The 26,013-nt window shown below is 50.7% G+C and carries 20 protein-coding genes and 1 tRNA gene; 19 read left to right on the plus strand and 2 right to left on the minus strand.

The window, feature by feature from the left end; all coding sequences use genetic code 11:
- The first annotated feature begins 246 nt into the window (after positions 1-246).
- Together B3Z23_RS10895 and B3Z23_RS10900 are read left to right on the plus strand one after the other, a co-directional pair.
- A complete protein-coding gene (locus B3Z23_RS10895; RefSeq protein ID WP_294909387.1) occupies positions 247-2,364 on the plus strand; it encodes a putative bifunctional diguanylate cyclase/phosphodiesterase in 2,118 nt (705 codons plus the stop codon).
- Positions 2,365-2,427: 63 nt separating this feature from the next.
- Complete coding sequence (locus tag B3Z23_RS10900; RefSeq protein WP_294909389.1) at positions 2,428-3,870, plus strand: PLP-dependent aminotransferase family protein; 1,443 nt, start codon at positions 2,428-2,430, stop codon at positions 3,868-3,870.
- On the opposite strand, the gene B3Z23_RS10905 is transcribed toward B3Z23_RS10900, so the two are convergent.
- On the minus strand, positions 3,831-4,313 hold the full coding sequence (locus tag B3Z23_RS10905) for a YlaC family protein (RefSeq protein ID WP_294909390.1): 483 nt from the start codon (positions 4,311-4,313) through the stop codon (positions 3,831-3,833). The genes B3Z23_RS10900 and B3Z23_RS10905 overlap by 40 nt on opposite strands.
- Before the next feature lie 412 nt (positions 4,314-4,725).
- Here B3Z23_RS10905 and B3Z23_RS10910 point away from each other — a divergent pair, with 412 nt between their 5' ends.
- The 5 genes from B3Z23_RS10910 (at position 4,726) to B3Z23_RS10930 (ending at position 10,474) form a co-directional block, all read left to right on the plus strand.
- Positions 4,726-6,165: a circularly permuted type 2 ATP-grasp protein gene (locus B3Z23_RS10910; RefSeq protein WP_294909392.1), complete on the plus strand. Its 1,440-nt coding sequence runs from the start codon at positions 4,726-4,728 to the stop codon at positions 6,163-6,165.
- Positions 6,159-7,088, plus strand: a complete 930-nt coding sequence (locus tag B3Z23_RS10915) for an alpha-E domain-containing protein (RefSeq protein WP_294909394.1) — start codon at positions 6,159-6,161, stop codon at positions 7,086-7,088. The genes B3Z23_RS10910 and B3Z23_RS10915 overlap by 7 nt, the downstream gene beginning before the upstream one ends.
- Entirely contained in the window at positions 7,085-7,885 is an 801-nt protein-coding gene (locus B3Z23_RS10920; protein WP_038017765.1) for a transglutaminase family protein, read from the plus strand. The genes B3Z23_RS10915 and B3Z23_RS10920 overlap by 4 nt, the downstream gene beginning before the upstream one ends.
- A 25-nt stretch (positions 7,886-7,910) precedes the next feature.
- On the plus strand, positions 7,911-8,618 hold the full coding sequence (locus B3Z23_RS10925) for a peptidase (RefSeq protein ID WP_294909396.1): 708 nt from the start codon (positions 7,911-7,913) through the stop codon (positions 8,616-8,618).
- 101 nt (positions 8,619-8,719) lie between these two features.
- Positions 8,720-10,474 (plus strand): lysophospholipid acyltransferase family protein, encoded by a 1,755-nt coding sequence (locus B3Z23_RS10930; protein ID WP_294909398.1) that lies wholly within the window; start codon positions 8,720-8,722, stop codon positions 10,472-10,474.
- 30 nt (positions 10,475-10,504) lie between these two features.
- Here B3Z23_RS10930 and ftnA read toward each other — a convergent pair whose 3' ends face one another.
- Entirely contained in the window at positions 10,505-11,008 is a 504-nt protein-coding gene (ftnA, locus tag B3Z23_RS10935; protein ID WP_294909400.1) for a non-heme ferritin, read from the minus strand.
- Between the two features lie 520 nt (positions 11,009-11,528).
- Here ftnA and prfC point away from each other — a divergent pair.
- The 12 genes from prfC to B3Z23_RS10995 all read left to right on the plus strand — a co-directional run bounded on the left by prfC (position 11,529) and on the right by B3Z23_RS10995 (position 25,759).
- Entirely contained in the window at positions 11,529-13,118 is a 1,590-nt protein-coding gene (prfC, locus tag B3Z23_RS10940; protein WP_294909402.1) for a peptide chain release factor 3, read from the plus strand.
- Between the two features lie 922 nt (positions 13,119-14,040).
- Positions 14,041-15,357: an MFS transporter gene (locus B3Z23_RS10945; RefSeq protein ID WP_294909404.1), complete on the plus strand. Its 1,317-nt coding sequence runs from the start codon at positions 14,041-14,043 to the stop codon at positions 15,355-15,357.
- Between the two features lie 108 nt (positions 15,358-15,465).
- The gene (locus tag B3Z23_RS10950; RefSeq protein ID WP_294909406.1) at positions 15,466-16,680 is read left to right on the plus strand and encodes an alpha-hydroxy acid oxidase; all 1,215 of its coding nucleotides are present in this window, start codon (positions 15,466-15,468) and stop codon (positions 16,678-16,680) included.
- Positions 16,681-17,129: 449 nt separating this feature from the next.
- Positions 17,130-17,732 (plus strand): BON domain-containing protein, encoded by a 603-nt coding sequence (locus B3Z23_RS10955; RefSeq protein ID WP_294909408.1) that lies wholly within the window; start codon positions 17,130-17,132, stop codon positions 17,730-17,732.
- A gap of 122 nt (positions 17,733-17,854) precedes the next feature.
- Complete coding sequence (locus tag B3Z23_RS10960; protein WP_009634777.1) at positions 17,855-18,016, plus strand: DUF1328 domain-containing protein; 162 nt, start codon at positions 17,855-17,857, stop codon at positions 18,014-18,016.
- 151 nt (positions 18,017-18,167) lie between these two features.
- Positions 18,168-18,962 carry a TatD family hydrolase gene (locus B3Z23_RS10965; protein ID WP_294909410.1) on the plus strand — a complete coding sequence of 265 codons (795 nt, stop codon included), beginning with the start codon at positions 18,168-18,170 and terminating at the stop codon, positions 18,960-18,962.
- 240 nt (positions 18,963-19,202) lie between these two features.
- Entirely contained in the window at positions 19,203-19,982 is a 780-nt protein-coding gene (gene deoC, locus B3Z23_RS10970; protein WP_294909412.1) for a deoxyribose-phosphate aldolase, read from the plus strand.
- A 30-nt stretch (positions 19,983-20,012) separates the two neighbouring features.
- Complete coding sequence (gene deoA / locus B3Z23_RS10975) at positions 20,013-21,335, plus strand: thymidine phosphorylase (RefSeq protein ID WP_294909414.1); 1,323 nt, start codon at positions 20,013-20,015, stop codon at positions 21,333-21,335.
- A gap of 56 nt (positions 21,336-21,391) precedes the next feature.
- Positions 21,392-22,615, plus strand: a complete 1,224-nt coding sequence (gene deoB / locus B3Z23_RS10980; protein ID WP_294909416.1) for a phosphopentomutase — start codon at positions 21,392-21,394, stop codon at positions 22,613-22,615.
- A 67-nt stretch (positions 22,616-22,682) separates the two neighbouring features.
- A complete protein-coding gene (gene deoD, locus B3Z23_RS10985) occupies positions 22,683-23,402 on the plus strand; it encodes a purine-nucleoside phosphorylase (RefSeq protein ID WP_294909417.1) in 720 nt (239 codons plus the stop codon).
- A 183-nt stretch (positions 23,403-23,585) separates the two neighbouring features.
- Positions 23,586-25,523, plus strand: coding sequence for a penicillin-binding protein 2 (mrdA, locus tag B3Z23_RS10990; RefSeq protein WP_294909419.1), 1,938 nt, complete (start codon positions 23,586-23,588; stop codon positions 25,521-25,523).
- Positions 25,524-25,683: 160 nt separating this feature from the next.
- A tRNA-Phe gene (locus B3Z23_RS10995) sits at positions 25,684-25,759 on the plus strand.
- The last annotated feature ends 254 nt before the right edge of the window (positions 25,760-26,013 follow it).

Genomic DNA, 26,013 nt, shown 5'->3' on the forward strand with positions numbered 1-26,013 from the left:
TATGCCCTTTGACAGAAAATTCTCTGACAGATTTTCATGCAGCAACATTCGTTGCGCTATGTTTGTTTCCGGCCCCTTGGGCAGACCTGTAAATTGTTACAGCTTAATGAAATAACGGAAAATAACTCATATGTTATGGCGTTGGCTGTTGCCTGTTAGTTGTAAATGAATATGACAGCTTTCCTTTTTGTCTCTGTCATTTTTAATTGTATCTTTGCTTAATAACCCAAGACAAAGGGAGTCAGCATGCTGGATGTATCCTGGAATAAATGGCTGGTGTTAATTTCACTTATCATCGCCTTTATCGCCTCTTTTACTGCGCTTGATACCGCAGGACGGGTTGCCAGTTCCCAGGGATGGAAAGCAAAGTTATGGCTGGTGGGTGGCGGTACTGCGATGGGCATTGGTGTCTGGTCGATGCATTTTATTGGCATCCTGGCCATGATGTTTCCGATGCCGATGCACTACGGTACCGTTGATACCGCGGCGTCTTTAATCATCGTTATTATTGCTTCTGTTGCTGCCCTGCAACGGGTAATTGGTCATCAGCAACTGAAGTTTAGTTACCTGTTAAGTGGGGCGGTGTTACTTGGCAGCGGCGTGGTAGCGATGCATTACATCGGTATGTATGCTCTGCTTGTTCAGCCACCGATCGAATGGAATTACTGGCTGGTCGCTTTATCAGTACTGATTGCTTATGTGGCATCAGGTGTAGCGCTCTGGCTGGCTTTCAATCTGCGTAAAGGCGATAACGGTATCGTGATGCGCCGTATACAGGCATCTCTGGTGATGGGGGTTGCCATTGCAGGAATGCACTATACCGGTATGGCGGCCGCCAGTTTTCATGAAACCAGTTATATTGACGGGCATGGGGTGAATTCACCGACTCTGGCTATCTGGGTGTTCCTGTTTACTCTGGCGATACTGGGATCCAGCCTGCTGATTTCGATGGTCGACTCTCAAATTAAAGCCACCAGGCTTGCGAAAAAATTACATCAGGCTAACCGCGAACTCCACAAACTGGCGATGCATGATCCCCTGACATTGCTGCCTAATCGTGTTTATCTGGAAGAACAACTGGAACATTATATTCGTAATGCCTCTGCAGGCATTGAGACCTTTTCTCTGATGTTCCTGGATCTCGACGGTTTCAAAATGATTAATGATGCTTACGGGCACCACGTTGGTGACCGTCTGCTGGTGACGGCTTCTGACCGCCTGAAAGGTATTCTTGAAAAAGATCAGGTGCTGGCGCGGGTAGGGGGAGATGAATTTATATTGCTGACTCCGGGCACCTCTGTCGAGCAGGCTGAAGATATTGCCGCCCGGATGGTGAAGTCGATTGAGCAACCTTTCCATATCGCTGAATATGAACTAATGGTTTCTATCAGTATTGGTATTGCACAGTATCCGCAACATGGCGCTGAAGGGCGCGAAATGATGTTCAATGCTGATGTTGCGATGTATCACACCAAGAATAACGGTCGTAATGGTTACAGCATCTACCGTGCCAGCATGAATTCGATGGGTAAAAGTCAGGTACAACTGAAAAACGAATTGTGGCGGGCGCTGTACCACAACGAACTGCGTCTGTTCTATCAGCCGAAGAATGATGCACAGAGTGGCAGCATCATCGGCTACGAAGCCCTGGTACGCTGGCAGCATCCGACCCGCGGCCTGCTCTCTCCGGATAAGTTTTTACCGATTGCCGAAAAGAGCGGTATGATTATTCAGGTCGGTGAGTGGGTGCTGAATGAAGCCTGCCGTCAGCTGGCAATCTGGCATGCTCAGGGCAATACTGAGCTCTCCGTTTCGGTGAACCTTTCAGCACTTCAGTTTGAGCAGGAAATGTTGCAAAGCGTCGTGCTGAATGCCTTATCGGCCAATCAGGTTCCGGCCGACAAACTTATCCTGGAAATTACCGAAACCACCGCCATGCGTTCCCCGCAGGAAACGATTCGCATTCTGACAGCCCTGAAAGAATATGGTATTAAAGTCTCGATTGACGATTTTGGTACCGGTTATTCCAGTCTGCTGTATCTGCAAAGTATGCCTGCCAGTGAGCTGAAAATTGACCGTGCATTTGTCCGGGAGATCAATAAGCAGTCCACCGATACCCGGTTGTTGGCGATGATCATCGATCTGGCCAAAAATATGAATCTGAACATCGTGGCGGAAGGTGTAGAAACCGAGGAACAGCAACGTCAACTGGCAAGCCTGGGATGTAACATCCTGCAGGGGTTCTATTTCAGTCGGCCGGTACCTCCGGAGCAGCTGGTATTGCCGGAAATCGCCGGTAAGCTGCCCCGTCCGGTTAAACTGGATCTGGTGCCGGAAACCGGATCGCAAAAAATCAGGGCCTGATCGGTGGCACAGTGCTGTCAATAGTCCTGTGGTTGTCGACAGGAACCGTAATTCCGGGGTGATGTGAGTAAATTTCAGCAGATTGCACAACAGATGCAGCAGCAAATAGAGGCAGGCGTCTGGCAGCCAGGGGATAAGCTGCCTTCGTTACGTGCCCAGTCTGAACTGTTGCAGGTCAGTCTGATGACCGTAATGAACGCCTATACTTTGCTGGAAAGCCAGGGATGGATTACCTCCCGCCCGCAATCCGGGTACTATGTCGCCCCCGGCCTTCCCCGGCAAGCTGCGGCGGTCAGACACAGTGAACAGACGGACACTAACCGTTTTGTTTTCGATGTCCTTCAGGCCTGCCGTGACCCACAGATAGTGCCATTTGGCTCAGCGTTTCCCGACCCTGAACTGTTTCCGATGCGGGCGTTAATGCGTTCATTAGGCGATGTTTCCCGGCATTTAACCGTGGGTGATGCTATCGATAATCTGCCGCCCGGTAATGTGGAATTACGCAAGATTCTGGCCCGTCGCTATACCCGTCAGGGGACTTTGGTCTCGCCTGACGATATTGTGATCACCAATGGCGCTATGGATGCTCTGAACCTGAGCCTGCAAGCGGTGACAGAACCGGGGGACTGGGTGATTATCGAAAGTCCCGCATTTTACGGTGCCCTGCAGGCGATTGAACGGCTAAAACTGAAAGCGCTGGCGATCCCTGCCTTACCCGGCGAGGGGATTGATTTGCTCCGACTGGAACAAGCGCTGCAACGCTGGCCGGTAAAAGCCTGCTGGTTAATGACCAGTCACCAGAACCCACTGGGTTACACCTTATCCGCAGAACGTAAACAGCAACTGGTCAGTCTGCTGGCGGAGAATCAGGTGGCGCTGATTGAAGATGATGTCTATGCCAGTCTGTGGGAAGGCGAGCAGCCCCCGCTACCGGCTCTGGCATGGGATAAGGAAGGAACAGTGTTGCATTGTGGTTCTTTCTCGAAAGATCTGGTGGCCGGATTTCGTGTCGGCTGGGTAGTCACCCGGGCACATGCGTTGCGGGTTCAACAACTACAACTGATGAGTACTCTGTCGGTAAGTACGCCGATACAACTGGCACTGGTCAGTTTCCTGGAAAGCCAGCACTATGACCAGCACCTGAAACGCCTGCGGCGCCAGCTTGTCTCGCGTAAAAAACTGGCTATTGCGGCCTTGAAACGGGCCTTGCCCGGGGAAGCCGTGATCCATGCTGATCATGGCGGGTATTTTTTGTGGATTGAACTGCCTGCAGGCATGGACAGTACACTGCTGTATCACCAGGCCTTGCAGAAGGGGATCAGCATAGCGCCGGGCGAGCTGTTTTCAGCTTCCCGGCAGCATCGTCACTGTTTTCGTTTTAACGCCGCCTGGCCCTGGGATCAACGTGCAGAGCAGGCGGTGACTATTCTCGGGGAGTTAATTAGCGACCAGCTTCACCGAACCCCTCAGATAGTCGCTGCACTGCGCCCCCCCCAGGCCAGATGATAGATATCGTAAAAATCCACTTCCCCTTTTTTCTCCAGTAACCTGGCGATACCTTGTTTCACCTGTGACGGCACTTCCGGGTCGTTGTTAATGGCGTGGATGCATTGCTCAGAGACGGCACGAATATAGTACCATTCGCCGTTATAGCAGACCCGTAAATCCAAAGTATCGATATCTTCAAACCGGTATTTAGGCGAGATATCCATCAGCATTAACAGGCTCATCCCCAGGACAAAGGCGGTGGCGAACCAGAAGGCAGGCCAGCCCAACATTTCGGTAGAAAAGATCAGCGCCACGCACAATGCATAACAAAGATACATGACGAACCACAGTCCGGGATGTTTACGTAAAAACGTAAAACTGAAGCGTGGCAGGTTATCCCGTCGTTCCGCAGTATTCAGACGATCGATTTCCTGCTGAAGAATTTGTTTAACTTTATCCATATATCCTCCGCTGTTCTGCCCTCAGTTCATCACAAATATTTCAGGCCGGAAAGAGACAGATTAGCCAATCGTGGCTATAACAGTTAACGGAGCTACCGTTTTTGTTAACCGGTTGCTGCATAACAGTGAAAACCTGTCATTGCAGGCACTGTTATAGGGGGGAACTGTGAAATACAGATTTAACCTGTTAAAAAACAGGTGTTTTGCGATTCCCTGAAACGGTGCACCTTTGCGGTGCGCGCACAGATAACTGGCGTGGTGAGGATTTTCGGGGGCTAATTTCGCGATATTGAGCAGGTTTCTTTCCCAAAACAACACTAACTGACGGGATTTCAGAACATTCTATGTCCAACTCCTGGCATAAAAAATGCAGAGCTATCTCAGGTCATCACAGGAAAGCGGTGGGTGGAGCATGAATCATAGCTATCAGATAGCAGCAAATTTTTATGATGAGATGTTACTCAAAGATGGATTGTACCGGCCCCACTACAAAGACTACTGGGAGTGGTTAAAACAGGCGGATAAAGAGGCTATCGCCCGTAAAAAGGAGGAGGCAGAACTATTATTTCACCGTGTCGGCATTACTTTTAATGTGTATGGGGATGATGACGGTGCTGATCGGCTAATCCCGTTCGATAGTGTTCCGCGTATTATCCCGGCCAGCGAATGGGCACAACTGGACAAGGGTATTCGTCAGCGGGTCCAGGCATTAAATCTGTTTCTGCACGATATTTATCACCAGCAGCATATCCTGAAGGCCGGCATTATTCCTGCCGAACAGGTACTGGTCAATGATCAATATCAACCCTGTATGCAGGGTGTTGATCTGCACCGGAACATTTACGCACATATCGTCGGTGTGGATATGGTGCGTAACAGTGACGGTGAATACTATGTGTTGGAGGACAATCTTCGGACACCTTCAGGTGTCTCATATATGCTGGAAAACCGTAAAATGATGATGCGGTTGTATCCGGAATTGTTTGCCACACAGTCGATTGCTCCGGTGGAACGTTACCCCTCACATTTGTTACAAACCCTTCGTGAAAGCTCGCCGGTCAACGATCCGGTCGTGGTGGTATTAACCCCGGGGCGCTTTAACAGTGCTTACTTTGAACACAGTTTCCTTGCTCAGCAGATGGGTGTTGAACTGGTGGAAAGTGCCGATCTGTTTGTCAAAGATGGTGCGGTGCTGATGCGCACTACCGAAGGTCCGTGTAAAGTGGATGTCATTTATCGCCGTGTTGATGATGCCTTCCTCGACCCTCTGGCATTCCGGGCTGATTCGATGCTGGGGGTTGCCGGTTTGCTGTCAGTTTACCGTGCAGGTAACGTGGTGCTGGCGAATGCTATCGGCACCGGGGTTGCTGATGATAAGTCAATATACCCCTATGTCCCGGATATGATCCGTTATTACCTGCAGGAAGAACCTGTTCTCAACAATGTGCCCACCTGGCAATGTCGTCGTCCAAAAGATCTGAGCTATGTGCTGGCCAATTTAGACAAAATGGTCGTTAAAGAGGTCCATGGCGCTGGCGGTTACGGCATGCTGATAGGGCCGGTTGCCAGCCGTGCCGAAATCGAAGATTTCCGCGCCAGACTGCTGGCTCGTCCGGATAATTATATCGCTCAGGATACGTTGTCGTTATCCACCTGTCCGACATTTACCGGAGCAGGGCTGGCGCCACGGCATATCGACTTACGGCCATTTGCACTGTGCGGAGCCGATATCCGCCTGGTTCCTGGCGGGCTGACCCGTGTGGCATTAACGGAAGGGTCACTGGTGGTGAACTCCTCTCAGGGAGGAGGAACCAAAGATACCTGGGTTCTGGAGGATGATTCATCATGTTAAGTCGCACAGCCAGTGGATTGTATTGGATGGCACGTTATCTGGAACGTGCCGAGCAGCTTGCCCGGGTTCTGGATGTGACTAACCGGTTATCGATGCTGTCGGTTCATCAGAATCAGGGAGATGAACTGTTACTGCCGGTGAATCTGACCGGGACCAGGCAGCTGTTTGAAATGCTGAATGGCCGTTACACCATGCCGCAACTGTTTAACTTTTATGCACTTGACGATCGTAATCCCGGCAGTATTTACAGCTGCTGGCAATCGGCGTGGAACAATGCCCATGCGGTGCGGGGCAGCCTGTCATCGGAAGTGTGGGAGAGTATTAACAGTACCTGGATTGAACTACGTAATATGCGTCGTCGTGGGGTGACCAGTGCTAATGCCGACAGTTTTTTTGACTGGGTCAAGGAACGTTCCCACCTGTTTCGTGGCGCGTTACTCGGCACTCTGTTACGTGGCGATGCGCTATACTTTATTCAACTGGGTACACAACTGGAGCGTTGTGACGGAACCGCCCGCTTGCTGAAGATTAACCAGGAATTGCCCGTGGTCCAGGAAGACTCGGTACGCGAATACTACTTCCTCGATACTTTATTGCGTGCCGTGTCGGCAAAAGAGGGGTATCACACGATTTTCCATCAACAGGTAATGCAGGACAACGTGAATCAGTTGCTGATTCTGCGAAGCGAGAGTCCTCGCTCATTGCACTCCTGTATAGACGCTATCTCAAGGCAGCTGGAGCTGATTGGCAGACACGGGGAAGACAGGCCACGCTTACTGACCAGCCAGATGCTGGCAGAGTTACGATTTAACAGTTGGGAAAGTTTAATTACCGACGGAGTCTCCGTCTGGCTGGAAAACTTCTCTTCGCGGATAAATCTGCTGGCGCAAAGTATTCAGGAAACGTATCTGGAGGCACAATGAAACTGACAATCGATCATAAGACCTGGTATAGCTATGACGATCAGGTGAAACTCAGCACCCAGTACCTGCGTCTGACACCACAGAACACACCCAATCAGCAGATTGTTCACTGGGAGCTGATGCTGCCTGGCGAAGCCACACAGACGGTAGATGCCTACGGCAATGTGATGCATGTGCTGACTCTGGATTCCCCCCATCAGGTCCTGGAAATTCAGGCCCGTGGGGAAGTGACTATTCTTGAGCATGATGATTTCAGCTATACCGATGAATGCCATTTGTCACCGTTGGTATTCCTTCGTTTCTCGCCGTTGACCCAGCCGGATCGTGATATCCGTGCTTTTGCTCAGGAATACTGGCAGGAGGCTCAGCCACTGGTTTCTCTGGAAGCATTGATGACAGCCGTGTTGGAAAAAATGCCGTATCGTCCGGGCAGTACCACCGTGGCCGATACGGCCAGCGAAGTCTTTGCCCGGGGAACCGGCGTCTGTCAGGATCACAGCCACGTTTTTCTGGCCTGTTGTCGCAGCCTGGGGATTCCGGCACGTTATGTCAGCGGTTACCTGTATACTGATAATAACGAGCATGTCGCCACTCATGCCTGGGTAGAGGCCTTTGTGAATGATCGCTGGGAAAGCTTTGATATTACTAATAATACCCGTGATACCCGTCAGCATCTGAAACTGGCTGTCGGGGTCGATTATCTGGATGCCTGCCCGGTCCGCGGAGTACGGCTGGGTGGCGGGGGCGAAAGTATGCGGGCTGTAGCAGCCGTGCAGAAGGTTGCCCCGCAACAATAGCACTTATGGAATCAGGATCCTTACTATGACTTATTGCGTCGCAATGCGTTTATCTTCAGGCATGGTATTCGTGTCTGACTCGCGGACTAATGCCGGCGTTGACCACATCTCTACCTTCCGAAAGCTACACGTTTTTCAGGTAGACAATGAACGGACGCTGGTTCTGCAGAGTGCCGGCAACCTGGCCACGACTCAGAGTGTGCTCAGTTTGCTCAGGAGAGCTCATCAGGAAGAGGGTGAAATGTCAGGGATCCTGAAGTCAGCATCTTTATATGATGTTGCACTGAGGGTCGGAGAAACTCTGCGCGAAGTGATTAAACGTGACGGGGAGGAATTCAGCGGTACTCTGTTGCTTGGCGGGCAGATTCGGGGTGAAGAACCCCGGTTGTTTCAGATTTATGCGCAGGGCAATTTTATTGAAGCCAGTGTCGACACTCCCTATTTTCAGATTGGTGAGAGTAAATATGGCAAGCCGATTATTGACCGTGTTTTGCGCTATGAAACCCCACTGGAACAGGCGATGCAATGTGCACTGATTTCTATGGATTCCACGCTGGCCAGTAATATATCCGTAGGGCTGCCGTTGGATGTGATGATTTACCGGACCGACAGTTACAGCGATGCAGAACAGTACCACCTGACAGATCAGCACCCTTATTTCTCACAAATCAGGCAGTTATGGAGCAAAGGCCTGCTGAGTGTCTTTACCCGTCTGCCGCCTCTCGAATTATAATCCTCTCTCTGTGATGGCAGCCTGTTGCTGTCATCACTCTGTCATCCCTGAAAAGTAATGTGCATCAGTGCCTTATTTAATCTGTATCAGGGGGACTCCCGGTGTTTACCGTCGATCATCTGTTGCGGGACTATTGGCCTGAATTTAATGCCTCTGCATGGCAAAAACGGTTTTTACGCCGGGTGATGCGTGAACAGGAATTTATCCGGTTTGCTGCTGAATATCCTCATCTTCATGGACTGGAGATGGTTGAGCAGATGCTCGAGTACCTGGATGTTCGCTGTGAACTCACCGCACGTGAACTGGAACAAATACCGGTCAGTGGCCCGCTGGTGCTGGTGGCTAACCATCCACTGGGCGCGTTAGATGGACTGGCCTTATTGCATGCCGTAGCTCAGGTCAGACGCGATGTGAAGATAGTGGCTAACCGTTTACTGATGAGTCTCACCTGCCTGCATCCGGTGTTACTGCCGGTGGATAACATGGGGCAGAAAACCGGGCGCGAGCAGTTGTCCGGTATCCGGCAACAACTGGCTAATCAGGGAGTGGTTATCATCTTCCCTGCGGGTGAAGTTTCGCGCTTAAGCAGCAAGGGAATTAAAGATGGTCGCTGGCACCACAGCTTTGTCCGGCTGGCTGCCAAAAGCCGTGCTCCGGTGCTGCCCGTCTTTGTCGCCGGTAAAAACAGTTTGCCATTTTATCTGACAGCCAAACTCTGTCCGCCGGCAGCGTTACTCATGTTGGTCAGGGAAATGTTCCGGTGTCGTGGGACTACCGTAAAAATGCAGGTGGGTGCCCGCATTCCTTTCAGTAACTGGTATGACGGTCACACCCCGGCCAAAGAGCTGGCTTCCCGGCTACGTAAACATCTTTACCGGATTGCCCGTGGCCGCCCCGGGCTGTTTCAGACCGAAAATGCCATTGCCCGACCTGAAGACAGGGTAGCCGTGCGTAAGCAACTGTTTAGCAGTGAACTGTTGGGGAGGCTACCCGACGGCAAATATATTTTTCTCTGGCAACGCGGCAAGGAGAGCTATGTACCGGTGTTGAGGGAGATTGGTCGTTTAAGGGAAATAGCTTTTCGGGCTGTCGGGGAAGGCAGTGGTCGGCGCCGGGATCTGGATCGCTACGATGACGACTACTTCCATCTGGTATTGTGGGACGATGAAACACTGGAAATTGTCGGTGCCTATCGTCTGTTGCCCACCGCATCACAACTCACGGATGCAGAGACCCGGGGGATCTACAGCCAAAGCCTGTTTGAATATGACCCGGGTATGCTACCGGTATTGTCACAGGGTATTGAACTGGGTCGGAGTTTCGTTCAGCCAGCTTACTGGGGCAGTCGCGGGCTGGAGTACCTGTGGATGGGAATCGGTGCATTTCTGGCCCGATATCCGCATATTCGTTATCTTTTCGGTCCGGTCTCCATATCCGGTGGGCTTCCGTTAGCGGCACGTGATTTGCTGGTGGCTTTTTACCGGCTCTATTTCCCTCCGGCGGCAGAACTGGCCACATCCCGGCGTCCTTACCCTGCGTCGTTACCCGAAGTGCTTGCTCAGTTTAGTGGTGATGATTATCAGCAGGACTTGCGCTGTCTGAAGCGCCTGCTGGCGAATATGGGATGCGCTATACCGCCATTGTACAAACAGTATTCGGAGCTTTGTGAACCCGGAGGGGTGCAGTTCATTGATTTCGGTAGTGATCCGGATTTCAATAACTGTGTTGATGGGCTGGTGCTGGTGGATTTATCGCTGATTAAGCCGCTGAGATATCAGCGCTATGTCGGGGTATTTACCCGACAGGATGCCATGAATACACAGCCGAAGGAGACAGTATCGGATACGGCAGAATAAAGCAGGGGACTGGCCCCTGCTTAGCCAAACTCAGGCGTGAGTATTGCTGTTCATGCGGCCCAAATCTTTGTCCAACAGGAAAGCACCGTTGGAACTGTTTTCCAGCATGCCCAGTTTATCCAGAACATTTTTAAAGATCTTCTCTTCTTCATGCTGCTCGGCAACATACCATTGCAGGAAGTTGAAGGTAGAGTAGTCCTGAGTGGTCATCGCGGCATGCGCCAGTTCATTGATTTTACCAGTGATTAACTGCTCATGCTGATAAGTCCGGGTAAACACATCAGACAGGGATTCAAAAGTGACCGGCGGAGCATCAATACTGCCCAGTACCGGTAATGCGCCGGTATCACTCAGGTAATCAAACAGACGCTGCATATGGTCCATTTCTTCACGGGAGTGGGTTTTCAGGAATGAAGCGGCTCCTTCGTAGCCTTTATCCGCACACCATGCACTCATTTGCAGATACAAATTGGCGGAATAGAATTCCAGATTTAACTGATCGTTCAGGCGGGAAATCATATCAGGAGTAAGCATAACAGTGACCTTTTAACAGAGATTATATTTTGTAACTTTATGGTGACGAATTATGCATCAGTTAAACGGCCTTGTGAAGAGGGTGTTTTGATAATTTCTTTATTTTTCATGCTCTTAGTAATGCGAATTATTTGGAATACGTAATAAAAGTCTTTCTCATTGTTATCTGTTTTTTAACAGGTAGCAGATACCCCGCCAGTATCTGCTTCAGCACTAAACCGGAAGTCGCAGAGTTTTCCGGCAGAAAATGGCGCTTATTTCAGCGGTCAGCAACAATAAACCCTGCGGGCTGACATACCGTAAACGCCCGGTTTCATGTAACATATGCCCCGCGGAGAGCGGTGACGGGCAGAAATGCGGACCAAAACCCCTCCGGAACAAGTCCCGGGTATTGACTGATGTCGGTGATTGCCGGTCAGTGATCTCTGTGATAAACGCCGGTGAAATATTTCCCGGCCTGCGTGATTTTCCGGAAATGCATTCCTGCAATGTGTTTCCGCCAACAGTGAAGAACCTGTTAATGGCTACAGCACCCTTTTTAGACGAAGTGGCTCGTCGCCGCACATTTGCGATTATTTCGCATCCGGATGCGGGTAAAACCACAATTACAGAAAAAGTTTTGTTATTCGGACAGGCTATTCAGACGGCCGGGACGGTAAAAGGTCGTGGTTCCAGCCAACATGCTAAATCAGACTGGATGGAGATGGAGAAACAGCGCGGGATCTCGATAACCACTTCGGTGATGCAGTTTCCTTACCGCGATAAGCTGGTTAATCTGCTGGATACCCCGGGACATGAAGACTTCTCGGAAGATACCTACCGTACTCTGACGGCGGTCGACTGCTGTCTGATGGTGATTGACGCCGCGAAAGGGGTCGAAGACCGGACCCGTAAACTGATGGAAGTGACCCGTTTACGTGATACGCCGATCCTGACTTTTATGAATAAACTTGACCGTGATATCCGTGATCCAATGGAAGTCATGGATGAAGTTGAGAGTGAACTGAAGATCGCCTGTGCCCCAATTACCTGGCCTGTCGGCTGCGGGAAGCTGTTTAAAGGGGTATATCATCTGTATAAAGATGAAACCTATCTTTATCAGAGCGGGCAGGGACATACCATCCAGGAAGTTCGTACGGTCAAAGGGCTGAATAACCCACAGCTGGATGAAGCGATTGGTGATGAACTGGCCTCACAATTGCGCGAAGAACTGGAACTGGTTCAGGGGGCATCCCATGAATTCGATCATGAGGCGTTCCTGCAGGGCCAACTGACTCCGGTATTCTTTGGTACCGCACTGGGTAACTTTGGTGTCGACCATATGCTGGATGGCCTGGTGAGCTGGGCTCCGGAGCCAATGCCACGCCGAACCGATACCCGGGAAGTTGTTGCTGCTGATGAAAAATTTTCCGGATTTGTATTTAAAATTCAGGCCAATATGGATCCGAAACACCGCGACCGTGTGGCTTTCCTGCGTGTAGTGTCGGGTAAGTATGAAAAAGGCATGAAGATGTACCAGGTGCGAACCGGTAAAGAGGTGGTGATCTCTGATGCTCTGACCTTTATGGCCGGAGACCGTGCGCATGTTGAAGAAGCCTATCCTGGCGATATTATCGGTCTGCACAATCACGGGACCATTCAGATTGGTGATTCATTTACTCAGGGTGAGAAAATGAAGTTTACCGGCATTCCTAACTTCGCACCGGAACTGTTCCGTCGCATTCGTCTGCGCGATCCGCTGAAGCAAAAACAGTTGCTGAAAGGTCTGGTTCAGTTATCAGAAGAGGGTGCGGTGCAGGTCTTCCGTCCGGTTTCTAACAATGATTTGATTGTGGGAGCGGTCGGGGTGCTGCAGTTTGATGTGGTCGTCGCCCGTCTGAAGAGTGAGTATAACGTTGAAGCTATTTACGAATCGGTGAATGTTTCTACCGCACGTTGGGTGGAATGCAGCGATGTGAAAAAATTCGACGAATTCCAGCGTAAGAATGAGGTGAACCTGGCACTGGATGGTGGTGATAACCTGACCTATATCGCTCCGACCATGGTTAACCTGAATATTACTCAGGAACGCTATCCGGATGTTGAATTCCGCAAGACGCGTGAACATTAATTTCTGACCATTGCTCCGTGGCTTCGCCGGCAGCGGCGGGTCTCGGGTTGCTGTTTTTCCCCACGGCCACTGTCTGTTAACGCAGTGGCCGTGGTTTTTTAACTTTTCTTCTCCACAACCCTCCGGGCCGTCGGCCACCGGGATTTCTCTCTTATGGTAACCAGTGTTGCGTGACAGTGATAAGTTTCCGATGGCCTTCACAGGTAGTTAACTATGTCGCGACTGCTCTGTCAGGCGTATTGCCTGCCAGTTTATGGGTTGGCAAGGAGAGTTATCCCTCTGCAATAGTCATTCAAATAATCATATTGTGATCATATGTAATATCATTACGGTGATAAGTTTGTCATTAAAAACAGTGATAAATGTCACGCTTAACGACTATTCCTGCGAATTAAAGCTATAAATTGACTAATCCGATCCCTGTCACAATTTTAAATACCAGTTATAGGCAAGTGACGAATGTAACGGTAATGTTCATTTGTTCCATGCGTGTGTTAATGATATGTGAGATGTTATCGGTGCTGCAGAGACGCTCCCGGGCTGATACAGATAACAGGAACAGACCGTATTCAAAGGACTTTTAACCTGCAATTAACTGATGTGGATAGATTTATCGCACGGAGATGAGAGATGACCACGATAGCTTAAACAGCGTGGCATATCGGCACAGATAAAATACGGTCAATATCAAGGTCCGAAGGGCCTGTTTATAGGGGTGAAATAGTTTCATGGTACCTGTGGAATATAACGCATTATATCCCTGCGTTTTGTGAAGGTATTCATTTCTGTACCGGCAAGCTGATGAAATCCGGAAACTCACCCCATTTTTCTGAATAGCAGAACAGATTGACAAATATACCGCAGTAAATCTGTGGGGTTTATACGCAGGCAGAATTCTGTCGATTTTCACAGGGTGAATAATATGGCTAAACGATCCAATGTCAGATGGATTATATTTTTCCTGATGCTGATGTTAGGCGCAATTAATTATATTGACCGAGCGTCACTTTCAATTGCACTCCCCTACATATCTGAAGAGTTCGGGCTACATGATGCTCAGGTGATTGGCTTTATTCAGAGTGGCTTCTTCTGGGCTTACGCTTTAATGCAAATCCCGGCCGGTATGTTAGCTGACCGCTTTAAGAAAAGAACCATTATCGCACTGGCCGCGATTTCATGGGGCATTGCTCAGGCAATGGTGGCGGTATGTACCGGAGTGTACTCTCTGTTTGTGGCGCGGGTTGCTTTGGGGGTGACTGAATCGCCTATTATGCCTGCGGGCGCCAAACTGATGGGCACCTGGCTTACCCCTAATGAGCGTGGTCGCGGCTCTATGCTGCTGGATGGTGGTGCTCCACTGGGTACAGCTGTCGGGGCCATTGTGATTACCGCACTGATTGCTTTCTTTAATGACTGGCGAATGGCATTTGTGATTGCCGGTGGGGTGACTGTGGCGATGGGCATCGTGGTTTGGTGGTATATTCGTAATACACCCGCAGAGCATCCCGGAGTTAACCCGCAGGAACTGAATTATCTTGCTGAGGCTAATGGCACCGCAGAGCAAAAACATCTGCCTCCGACATTTAAAGAAATCAAACAGTGTCTGGCTCAGCGGAATGTCATTGCTCTGATCTGTGGCTGGTGTTCCTACAGTACCGTCTTCTATGGACTGATGACCTGGTTGCCGTTTTATCTGCAAAAAGATCGTGACCTGAACCTGAAAGATATGGGGATGGCCATGGCGTTTATCTTCTTCCTGTGTTTTATCGGCCAGATGCTGGGTGGATATCTGATGGATAAGCTGCGTAAGCGTGGTTACAAAGATAATACTGTGTTCCATTCCTTCCTGTCTGTCTCTGCCATTGCGGCGGGTGTCGGGGTCTATCTTGCCGCCCAGGCAACCTCTCCGATGGCCGTGATTATGTGGCTGGGAGTGGCCATCTTTGGTTTGCGCTGGTGTAGTGTTTACTGGTCAATCCCGTCTTTACTGGGGGCGCAAAAGATGGCGGGTTCTATTGTCGGGATCATGAATTTCTCCAGTAATATCTGGTCAGCGATTGTCCCGATTGTTATCGGTTACCTGGTTTACATCACCGGTAATTATTATTCGTCGATGATGTTGTTTGTCGCGGCTGCGGTGGTTTATCTGATTTCATCGTTAATGATTAACTTTGACCGGCCTATTACCGTGGGTGAACGTCATTCAGAGCCGGCAAAACAACCCCTGACCCAGAGATAAATAAAGCCGCCTGCCATATTCAGTGCCGGGGGCGTATCACTGAAATCATGGCATGGCCGTTTTTGATATAAATGTTATTGATTAACCAGCAGGTTTTTCGGGGATATTATGAAAAGGCGTATGTACAGAGGTGGGGACCTGCAACGGGTCCAGAATGTGGATGAGATGCGTGGTGTGGCTCGTTGCAGGGTACCAAATTTTTGTTTTGAATTCCTGGATGGTGCTTCAGAAGATGAAGTATCGCTGAAGCGTAACCGTAGTGTGTTTAATGATATTGCCTTTCGGCCTCAGGCGCTGGTCGATGTCTCCGGGCGGGATATTGGTAAGACTATCCTCGGGGAACGTTGCGAGGCCCCTTTCGTGATTGGCCCTACCGGGTTCAGTGGATTATTGTCAAACCAGGGGGATCTGTCGTTGGCGCGTGCAGCCGCAGCGTCTGGCATTCCTTACGTGTTAAGTAACGTTTCAACCGTTTCGCTGGAAGATATCTGTAATAAGACCGATGCGCGGGTCTGGATGCAAATCTATCTCTACCGGAACCGTAGTTTTGTCGAACAGTTGGTGAAGCGCTTACTCAATTCAAGAATTGATACCATTGTGCTGACGGTTGATAACCCGGTACATGGCAAGCGTGAATGGGACTCGCGTAACTATCGTGGGCATCTGAAACTCAGTTATCGCAATATGCTGGATGTGGTGATGCACCCACGCTGGATGGCAGATGTCCTGATCCCAAACGGTTTCCCGCGGTTTGCGAATCTTGGCGATTTGCTGGAGCCGGGTAAGGATGATGTGAAAGGTGCAGCGCATGCACTGGCCTCACAGTTGTCTGCTGCGCTGTCCTGGGATGATGTTCGCTGGTTGCGCGACTTGTGGCCGCGTAAACTACTGATCAAAGGTCTGCTGAATAAATACGATGTTCTGAAAGCAGCCGAAGCCGGCGCAGACGGAGTGATTCTGTCGAATCATGGGGGACGCCAGCTGGACGGTGCATTATCTTCGATGGAAATCCTGCCGGAAGTGATGGAAGCGGTGCGGGGTCGGATTCCTGTGCTGCTGGATGGTGGTTTCCGTCGCGGCAGTGATATTGTCAAAGCCCTGGCATTGGGTGCGGAAGGCGTGCTGTTGGGTCGGGCGACTTCCTATGGGCTGGCGGCCGGCGGCCAGCCAGGAGTTCAGCGGGTTATCGATATCCTGAAAGAGGAGTTAAGCCGGGTGATTGCCTTACTGGGTTGCCCGCAATTTAGCGAGCTGGATGCCCGTTACCTTGACTGGGAACTGCTGCGTCGTCACACGGCGGACTGGCAGGTATCGCGGCAATAAGCGTTTTTTTTCACCCTGAAGACCGGTGCCGGGCAGAATTCAGCTTATGACGGTACCGGGAAGCAAGATCCCGCCGGAGACTAACTCAGTCTCCGTTTTTTTACCTGATTCCAGGCCGACAGACACTCTGAGCACCGGCAAGACCACCGCAGTGATTTCCCGCCATCATGATGTTGTCCCCGTGTTCCGGCAAATATCCCGGAATCTGCCGCTTCTTAGAGAGCCTGTAAATTGGTTAATATTACTGGCTGTACCTGAGAGGTATCGCAGGTAAGCAGGGAGTCGATGTGCAGGACTTCCGGGGTTAAGCCGATTCCTAAAAATCAGCATAACTATAAAATTCGACTACTATTAATGTTATGTGGTTGCGGTTCGCAGGCTATTACAATATGACTTACTAAAAGAGGTTATCTGTCTGGCCGGACGGAGCAGTCGCACAGGGTAAATGAATGAAAAGAAAGAGCTATTTTTGCCGGTTGTTGCTGGTGTCGCTGTTGATAAGTCTTAATATCAGCGCTGCAGAACTTCCGGTCAGGGGGCAGGGAGCAGAAAAACATACTGATCCGTCTCTCGACCTGTCGTTAAAAAGTGTTGATAAGTTTATGGATGACAGCACCATCACTGCCAAAGTGAAAACGGTGCTGGTGGATGATAAAAAGATTAACAGTACCGATCTTTCGGTGTCGACGACCCGGGGAATTGTGTCAGTAAAAGGATTTGTCGCTTCATACCGGCAACTCAGCAGAGTTAAACAGTTGGTTGCGTCGGTGAAAGGGGTACGGCAGGTCAAAACTGACCTGCACATCAAACCTCAGCAGCAGACTACCCTGAAAAGTTATGCCAGTGATACGGCAACCACCAGTGAAATTGTGGCCAGATTAATGACAGAAAAAAGTATCTCTTCTCGTCATATCTCGGTGACAACCACCCAGGGAGTGGTGTTACTGACTGGCAAGGTTAGCAGCCGTGAACAGAAGGTTCATGCGGGTGACATTGCCGCTAAAGTATCGGGTGTCAGTGAAGTAAAAAATCAGTTATCTGTTGGCGAATAACCCGATTTCGGTAACTGAAAGGGAGTGTTGTTAACAAAAGAGTATTCAGGATAAATACCGGTTCTGAGCGTTTCAGAACAACATTTAGAGATAAATTTGTTAATGAAAGTAAGGAGATAACTATGTTTCGTTGGGGAATTATCTTTCTGGTGATTGCGTTAATTGCTGCTGCGCTGGGTTTTGGCGGGCTGGCAGGAACCGCAGCCTGGGCAGCTAAAGTTGTATTTGTTGTTGGTATTATTTTGTTTCTTGTCAGTCTGTTTACCGGCCGGAAAAGACTCTGAGCCACGACTGAGACTGTCCCGGTCTTATGACAGTGGTTGCCGGTATGGATACCGGCAACGCTGCTCTCCTGATACACTTCTTTCAACTTTCTGCCGTATTGCCGGAGCTCAGTGCCGGTGTGGTACGGTATTGTGGTGAAAGGAGACAGCCTTGCGATTTATTGATACTCACTGCCATTATGATTTTCCGCCGTTTGAACATCATGAAACGACGGAGCTTGCCCGTGCCCAGAGTGCTGGCGTGGAAAAAATCATCATTCCGGCGGTCAGTCAGGCTCGTTTTGCTGCCGTGATGCAACTGGCCGACACCTGTTCCCCGCTTTACGCTGCGCTCGGCCTGCATCCGGTATGGTCAGAGGATCATTGTGATGATGATATAGACAAGTTGCAGCAATGGTTACATCAACAGCCAGAAAAGCTGGTGGCCATCGGGGAAACCGGTCTGGACTATTTCACTCCGGCTCTTGCCGCTCAGTCCGCGAAACAGATCACCTTTCTCAAAGCGCAGTTTGCATTGGCTAAACGCTATGATTTACCGCTGATCCTTCACTCACGCCGGACGCATGATCCACTGGCCTCGTTACTACGCCAGGCGCAATTACCGGCAACCGGCGTCATTCATGGCTTTGCCGGTAGCCTGTCACAGGCGTTGGCGTTTGTTAAACTCGGTTACCGGATTGGGGTGGGGGGAACCATTACTTATCCACGGGCGGCGAAAACACGTCACACCATAGCCAGTCTGCCCCTCTCCTGTTTGGTGCTGGAAACGGATGCACCAGATATGCCTTTGCAGGGGTTCCAGGGCCAGCCAAACCGACCTGAGCAGGTGGCGGTGGTGTGCCGGATACTGGCTGAATTACGTTCAGAGCCAGAGGAGCAGATTGCTGAAGTGATGCTGGCAAACACCCTGCAGTTATTTCCCCGCTTACAGGCAGTCGGGGACTAAACTCCGGCACGGCGGACTGAATTGTTATTATTGAAACATTTGATGTGACCTTTGCAGTCAACCGTGCATGACTTATCCTTCTTGCCATAAACCTTATTTTCGGCGGTATCTGCGGCATGACTCGATTTATTTGATCTGTCCCGCGATTATCCTGCGCTGTTGTTTGTTATAATATGAACATTAATTAATGTTTTTTGTTGCAAAGTTATCAAAGGGCGATGGCCCGCGGAGGAATTTTTCATGACTGATATGACCGCTACTGCCCGCAAGGCGATAGGGCTGATGGATCTCACTACGCTTAATGATGATGATACTGAGGAAAAAGTGGCAGCGCTTTGCCGACAGGCGAACTCGCCTGCCGGACTGACGGCGGCCGTCTGTATCTATCCACGATTTATTCCACTGGCCCGTAAAGTGCTGCGTGAACAGGGAACACCTCAGGTACGTATTGCCACAGTCACTAATTTCCCTGCAGGTGGCGCGGATGTAGACATTGCCCTCGCTGAGACCCGGGCGGCTATTGCTTACGGTGCGGATGAAGTCGATGTGGTGTTTCCCTGGCGGGCACTGAAAGCCGGTGATGCACAGTGCGGAGCCGAACTGGTGAACGCCTGCAGCAAGGTGTGCCATGACGCAAACGTATTGTTGAAAGTCATTATTGAAAGTGGTGAGTTACAGGATCCTGCACTGATTCGTCAGGCTTCTGAAATTGCGATTGACTCAGGCGCGGATTTTATCAAAACCTCGACCGGCAAGGTGGCCGTCAATGCCACCCTGGAGAGCGCCAGAATTATGCTGGAGGTGATCCGTGACAAAGGCGTGGCCGCCACTGTCGGATTTAAACCGGCCGGCGGTGTCCGTACTACCGAAGATGCTGCCGCCTATCTGGCTCTGGCCGCTCAAATCCTTGGCGATGAATGGGCCGATGCCCGGCATTTCCGTTTCGGGGCCTCAGGTTTGCTGAACAGTTTGCTGCAAACCTGTGGTACAGAGGTAAACGGGATAACTTCCGGTTACTGAACCCTGGCTTATGGTCAGCAGGAGGTTGTTATGTTACTTCCCCAGGAAATTATTCGTAAAAAGCGCGACGGACACGTGCTCAGTGCTGAGGAAATTAGCCACTTTATCCGCGGGATTACCGATAACTCGGTGTCGGAAGGACAAATTGCCGCCCTGGCTATGGCTGTCTGGTTCCGGGATATGACCCTGCCGGAGCGCGTCGCTCTGACTCTGGCTATGCGTGACTCGGGAACGGTGCTTAACTGGCAGGATTTGCAGCTTAATGGCCCGGTGGTGGATAAACACTCTACCGGGGGCGTAGGTGATGTGACATCACTGATGCTGGGGCCGATGATTGCCGCCTGTGGAGGCTATGTGCCGATGATATCCGGGCGTGGTCTGGGTCATACCGGAGGCACGCTGGATAAGCTGGAAGCGATCCCGGGCTTCGATATCTTTCCTGATGATCAACGTTTTCGTCAGATCATTCGTGATACCGGGGTGGCGATTATCGGACAGACCCGGTCACTGGCACCCGCGGACCAGCGCTTTTATGCAACCCGTGATATCAGTGCTACCGTGGATTCCATACCACTGATCACCGCGTCTATTCTGGCGAAGAAACTGGCTGAAGGGCTGGATGCGCTGGTGATGGACGTTAAAGTGGGCAGCGGCGCATTTATGCCGGATTACGCACAATCAGAGTTGCTGGCGAGTGCTATTGTCGGAGTAGCCAACGGAGCAGGCTGCAAAACCACGGCGTTGCTGACCGATATGAGCCAGGTACTGGCCGGTTCCGCCGGCAATGCGACCGAAGTCCGTGAGGCCGTGCGTTTTCTGAGGGGCGATGAACGAAACCCGCGCCTGCTGGAAGTGACACTAGCATTATGCAGTGAAATGCTGGTCAGCAGCGGTTTAGCCGCGGATGATTCATCGGCAAGAACACGGTTATTGCAGGTGCTGGATAATGGCCGTGCAGCCGAGGTTTTTGGTCGGATGGTGGCAGAACAGCACGGTCCGGCGGATTTTGTTGAGTATTACGATCGATATCTGCCCGCCGCACCGATAGTAAAACCGGTTTTTGCCGCGACTCCAGGTTATCTGAATGCCATGGATACCCGGGCTATTGGTATGGCAGTGGTCCGGTTAGGGGGCGGACGTCAGCGAGCCAGTGACGGTATTGATTATCGTGTGGGCCTGACGGAGGTGGCTGAGCTGGGACAGGCAGTGGATGCTCATCGTCCGTTGGCGATGATTCATGCGGCCGATGAGGATAGCTGGCAGCTGGCCGCGGAACATATTACCGCGGCAATCAGTCTCAGTGACCAGCCAGCGAAAGAAATCCCGCTCATCTATCGCAGAATCAGTGAATAAGTCGCATACTGTTCTGATCTGTTTTTTTCACCCTGTTAGACGCATAGGAGGCGAAAATGAAACGTGCTTTTATCATGGTACTGGATTCTTTCGGGATCGGTGCCAGTAAGGATGCAGAAAAATTCGGCGATACCGGTTCAGATACTCTGGGCCATATTGCGCAAGCCTGTAGTGAAGGCCAGGCCGATCAGGGCAGAAAAGGCCCGTTATCGTTGCCTAATCTGACATCTCTGGGGCTGGCAAAGGCGGCGGAGCTGTCGACAGGTAAAATTCCAGCCGGTATGGATGCACAGGCTGAGGTTATCGGGGCATATGCCAGTGCCAGTGAACTTTCATCCGGTAAAGATACCCCCTCCGGACACTGGGAAATCGCCGGTGTGCCGGTATTGTTCGACTGGGGCTATTTTTCAGATGAAACTAACAGTTTTCCACAGCAATTACTGGATACTTTGGTAGAAAAGGCTGGTCTGCCTGGTTATCTCGGAAACTGCCACTCTTCAGGGACGGTGATCCTCGATCAGTTGGGGGAAGAGCACATGCGCACCGGGAAACCTATTTTTTATACCTCTGCCGATTCGGTATTTCAGATTGCCTGCCATGAGGAAACCTTCGGGCTGGACCGGTTGTATGATTTATGCGAAATCGCCCGTAAAGAGCTGACCGACGGTGGTTACAACATCGGCAGGGTGATTGCACGCCCGTTTATCGGACAGAAAGCCGGTGAGTTCGTTCGTACCGGTAACCGCCATGACCTGGCCGTTGAACCCCCTTCCGCCACAATGTTACAGAAGCTGGTGGAAGAGAAGGGCGGGGAGGTGATTTCGGTGGGTAAAATCGCCGATATTTATGCTCAGCAGGGGATCACTAAAAAAGTGAAAGCCACCGGACTGGATGCATTATTTGATGCTACAGTCACAGAGATGCAGCAGGCTCCGGATAACTCAATTGTATTTACTAACTTTGTCGATTTTGACTCAAGCTGGGGACACCGCCGTGATGTGGCAGGCTATGCCGCGGGTCTGGAACTGTTCGATCGTCGTCTTCCTGAACTGATGGCGTTAGTGAAACCCGGAGATATCCTGATCCTCACTGCTGACCATGGCTGTGATCCCACCTGGCACGGTACCGACCACACCCGTGAGCATATTCCGGTGTTAATCTATGGCCCGGAAGTGAAACCTGGCTCCCTGGGACAACGAGATACGTTTGCCGATATCGGCCAGACGATAGCGACATATTTCGGTCTGTCTGCTATGGATTACGGGCGTAACATGCTGTAAAAAGCATCCCTGATTTCTCACTGCCTGGCGGACTGCCAGGCAATGACCTGTTTGAGAGGAAAAAAACATGGCTACACCTCATATTAATGCTGAACCAGGTGATTTCGCTGACGTGGTTCTGATGCCGGGCGATCCGTTACGTGCTAAATATATTGCAGAAAATTTCCTGCAGGATGCCCGTGAGGTTAACAATGTACGCGGTATGCTCGGGTATACCGGTACTTATAAAGGCCGTAAAATTTCGGTCATGGGCCACGGAATGGGGATACCGTCCTGTTCAATTTATGCCAAAGAACTGATCACTGACTTTGGGGTTAAAACTATTATCCGTGTGGGCTCCTGTGGGGCGGTTCGTCAGGATGTTAAACTGCGTGATGTTGTTATCGGTATGGGAGCCTGTACGGACTCCAAAGTGAACCGTATGCGTTTTAAGGACCATGATTTTGCAGCTATTGCTGATTTTGATCTGGTGCGTCATGCAGTAGATGCAGCGAAAAAGCTGGGAGTTGATGCCCGTGTGGGAAATATTTTCTCGGCTGATTTGTTTTACACCCCGGACCCACAGATGTTCGATGTTATGGAAAAATACGGCATTCTTGGCGTAGAAATGGAAGCAGCGGGCATTTATGGTGTAGCCGCAGAGTTCGGAGCGAAAGCGCTAGCTATCTGTACTGTCTCTGACCACATTCGCTCCGGTGAACAGACGACCGCAGAAGAGCGTCAGACCACGTTTAATGACATGATTAATATTGCGCTGGAATCTGTGTTAGCGGGCTCTCCGGCCTAATCCCCGTCCTGCTAATAACGCGGAATAATGTCCCTGCATTTTTTCGCGTTATTAATCTTATGTTACACATTTAAACAAATGACACACTTTAATTCCCGCGGGATCTACCTGGTGCTGGCACTGGCTGGCTAACCCTCTATGATAGGCGTCTGATGATCATGCCCCTGCAAACTATGTTATGTAATGAAGCTGCGTAATTTCGAAATTGAAGAAAAACTGTTTATACGTCGCGCAATAGCGGCTTTTGGCTTAGTGGCGGTTTGCTTTGGCATCCTGGCGTATAACCTCTATCGCCTGCAGATTAACGAACACAGTTACTACCAGACCCGGTCTAACAATAATGACATCAAAATGATCCCTATTGCGCCAACGCGTGGGATTATCTATGACCGGAACGGTACTCCTCTGGTAAAAAATATTACCCAGTATGACCTGACCATTATTCCTTACCAGATCACTAACCTGAAAGAGACCATTCAGGCTCTGACTCCGCTGATTGGTCTGACTCCGGACGATGTGGCTGACTTCTGGCACCGCCTGAAGCAGAACAGCCGTTACAAGCCCATCATCGTCAAAGACGAGTTGTCAGAAGAGCAGATTGCCCGGTTCTCAATTGATGAATATCGCTTTCCCGGCGTGAGTATCGAATCCTACCAGGACCGGCAATACCCGTACGGAGCCGATCTGGCGCATGTGGTCGGTTATGTCTCGAAAATCAATGACAATGACTTTAAGAAACTGAATGCCGCAGGTATTTCAGAGAACTATGCCGCTGACCATAACATTGGTAAGCAGGGCATTGAAGGTTACTACGAGTCTGTGCTGCACGGACAAACCGGTTATCAGGAAGTCGAAGTCGATAACCATGGACGTATCGTTCGGGTATTGAGCGAACAGCCGCCGGTGGCGGGTAAGAATGTCTGGCTGACCCTCGATCTACCGTTGCAGCAATATGTTGAAAGCCTGCTGGCAGGACAGCGTGCGGCTGTACTGGTGGAAGATCCCCATGATGGGTCGGTGCTGGCCATGGTTTCCGCGCCCAGCTATGATCCCAATCCGTTTGTCAAAGGGATCAGCTATAAGGCTTATGAGGAACTGCTGAACAATAAAGATCTGCCGCTGATCAACCGCGTGACACAGGGGCTGTATCCACCGGCATCCACCGTTAAACCTTATATGGCAATGTCCGCCTTGCTAAACGGGGTTATTACTCCACAGACTACGTTCTTCGGGGCCCCCACCTGGACACTACCCGGCACTGACCGCCATTATCGGGACTGGAAAAAAACCGGTCATGGCATGCTAAACGTGACCAAAGCGATAGAGGAGTCTGCCGATACCTTTTTCTACCAGGTCGCGTATATGATGGGGATCGACAGAATTCACCATATGTTGAGCCAGTTTGGTTATGGCCGGCTGACCGGTATCGATCTTCATGAAGAATATAAAGGCCTGCTGCCAAGCCGGGACTGGAAACAGACGGTGCATAAAAAAGCCTGGTATCAGGGGGATACCATTTCTGTGGGGATAGGACAGGGTTACTGGATTGCAACACCGATTCAGATGGTGAAGGCACTGGTGACATTACTGAATAACGGTAAGGTGCTGACACCTCATCTGCTACTCAAAGAACAGCAGGGTAATACGGTCGAACCCTATCAGCCTGCATCTGCGCCAGAGCAAATCGGCGATCCTGACTCTGCTTACTGGTCGCTGGTACGACATGCCATGTTCGGTATGGCCAATGCACCTAACGGTACCGGGTATAAATATTTTCATACCGCGCCTTACGGTATTGCGGCTAAGAGTGGGACTTCGCAGGTATTCAGCCTGAGACAGAATCAGGTGTATAACGCGAAAATGATCCCCGTGCGCCTGCGTGACCATATTTTTTATACTGCGTTTGCACCCTTTAAAGACCCGAAAGTGGCGGTGGCTGTCATTCTGGAAAATGGCGGAGTCAACGGGGTGGTGGCGGCGCCACTGATGCGACAGATACTTGACCATATTATGTTGCCACAGGGCAGTACCGCTCCGCCGGTCGGGGACAAGGGCTCCATCCCACAAAATATTCCGGATAGCGGCGCAGTTGCCCCCGGGTCGGTGACTACAGATCAGTAATCTGAAGCCGCATTGTTCGGTGGGAGAGTGCGGCTGTCATCATCAGATTGATTATGGATAAAGCAAAAGGCCGGGAGTTGCTGGAAAAGCAAGCGGTCAGCACGCTTGTGATGAAAATTGATTGACGCAGCACAGTGATTAAGGTTTAATGCGCCCCGTTGCCCGAATAGCTCAGTCGGTAGAGCAGGGGATTGAAAATCCCCGTGTCCTTGGTTCGATTCCGAGTTCGGGCACCATTATTTAGAAGAACCCGCCTCTGGCGGGTTTTTTGCTTTTGAAAAGCCGAACCCTTCATCGAACAAGGTTCGATATACTCGCCTCATCCCTGAGGCTCGCCCCTGCGGGGTTGCGCTGGCGCGCAATACAACTGTGTTCCCGACACAGTTGTCCGGGTACGGGCACCACTAATTAGAAGAACCCGCCTCGGGCGGGATTTTTGCTTTCATAAATCCGAACCCTTCATCTAACAAGGTTCGATATACTCGCCTCA

Source organism: Tatumella sp. UBA2305, from assembly GCF_002345795.1.
Lineage (GTDB): Bacteria > Pseudomonadota > Gammaproteobacteria > Enterobacterales > Enterobacteriaceae > Tatumella > Tatumella morbirosei.

Bases quoted from the DNA above. Each gene is read 5' to 3' on its own strand.
- B3Z23_RS10950 (WP_294909406.1), top strand. From the start codon at position 15,466: ATGAAAAGGCGTATGTACAGAGGTGGGGACCTGCAACGGGTCCAGAAT.
- B3Z23_RS10920 (WP_038017765.1), top strand. From the start codon at position 7,085: ATGAAACTGACAATCGATCATAAGACCTGGTATAGCTATGACGATCAG.
- B3Z23_RS10960 (WP_009634777.1), top strand. From the start codon at position 17,855: ATGTTTCGTTGGGGAATTATCTTTCTGGTGATTGCGTTAATTGCTGCT.
- mrdA (WP_294909419.1), top strand. From the start codon at position 23,586: ATGAAGCTGCGTAATTTCGAAATTGAAGAAAAACTGTTTATACGTCGC.
- deoB (WP_294909416.1), top strand. From the start codon at position 21,392: ATGAAACGTGCTTTTATCATGGTACTGGATTCTTTCGGGATCGGTGCC.
- ftnA (WP_294909400.1), bottom strand. From the start codon at position 11,008: ATGCTTACTCCTGATATGATTTCCCGCCTGAACGATCAGTTAAATCTG.
- deoC (WP_294909412.1), top strand. From the start codon at position 19,203: ATGACTGATATGACCGCTACTGCCCGCAAGGCGATAGGGCTGATGGAT.
- deoD (WP_294909417.1), top strand. From the start codon at position 22,683: ATGGCTACACCTCATATTAATGCTGAACCAGGTGATTTCGCTGACGTG.
- B3Z23_RS10895 (WP_294909387.1), top strand. From the start codon at position 247: ATGCTGGATGTATCCTGGAATAAATGGCTGGTGTTAATTTCACTTATC.
- B3Z23_RS10910 (WP_294909392.1), top strand. From the start codon at position 4,726: ATGAATCATAGCTATCAGATAGCAGCAAATTTTTATGATGAGATGTTA.
- B3Z23_RS10915 (WP_294909394.1), top strand. From the start codon at position 6,159: ATGTTAAGTCGCACAGCCAGTGGATTGTATTGGATGGCACGTTATCTG.
- deoA (WP_294909414.1), top strand. From the start codon at position 20,013: ATGTTACTTCCCCAGGAAATTATTCGTAAAAAGCGCGACGGACACGTG.
- B3Z23_RS10905 (WP_294909390.1), bottom strand. From the start codon at position 4,313: ATGGATAAAGTTAAACAAATTCTTCAGCAGGAAATCGATCGTCTGAAT.
- prfC (WP_294909402.1), top strand. From the start codon at position 11,529: ATGGCTACAGCACCCTTTTTAGACGAAGTGGCTCGTCGCCGCACATTT.
- B3Z23_RS10945 (WP_294909404.1), top strand. From the start codon at position 14,041: ATGGCTAAACGATCCAATGTCAGATGGATTATATTTTTCCTGATGCTG.
- B3Z23_RS10925 (WP_294909396.1), top strand. From the start codon at position 7,911: ATGACTTATTGCGTCGCAATGCGTTTATCTTCAGGCATGGTATTCGTG.
- B3Z23_RS10955 (WP_294909408.1), top strand. From the start codon at position 17,130: ATGAAAAGAAAGAGCTATTTTTGCCGGTTGTTGCTGGTGTCGCTGTTG.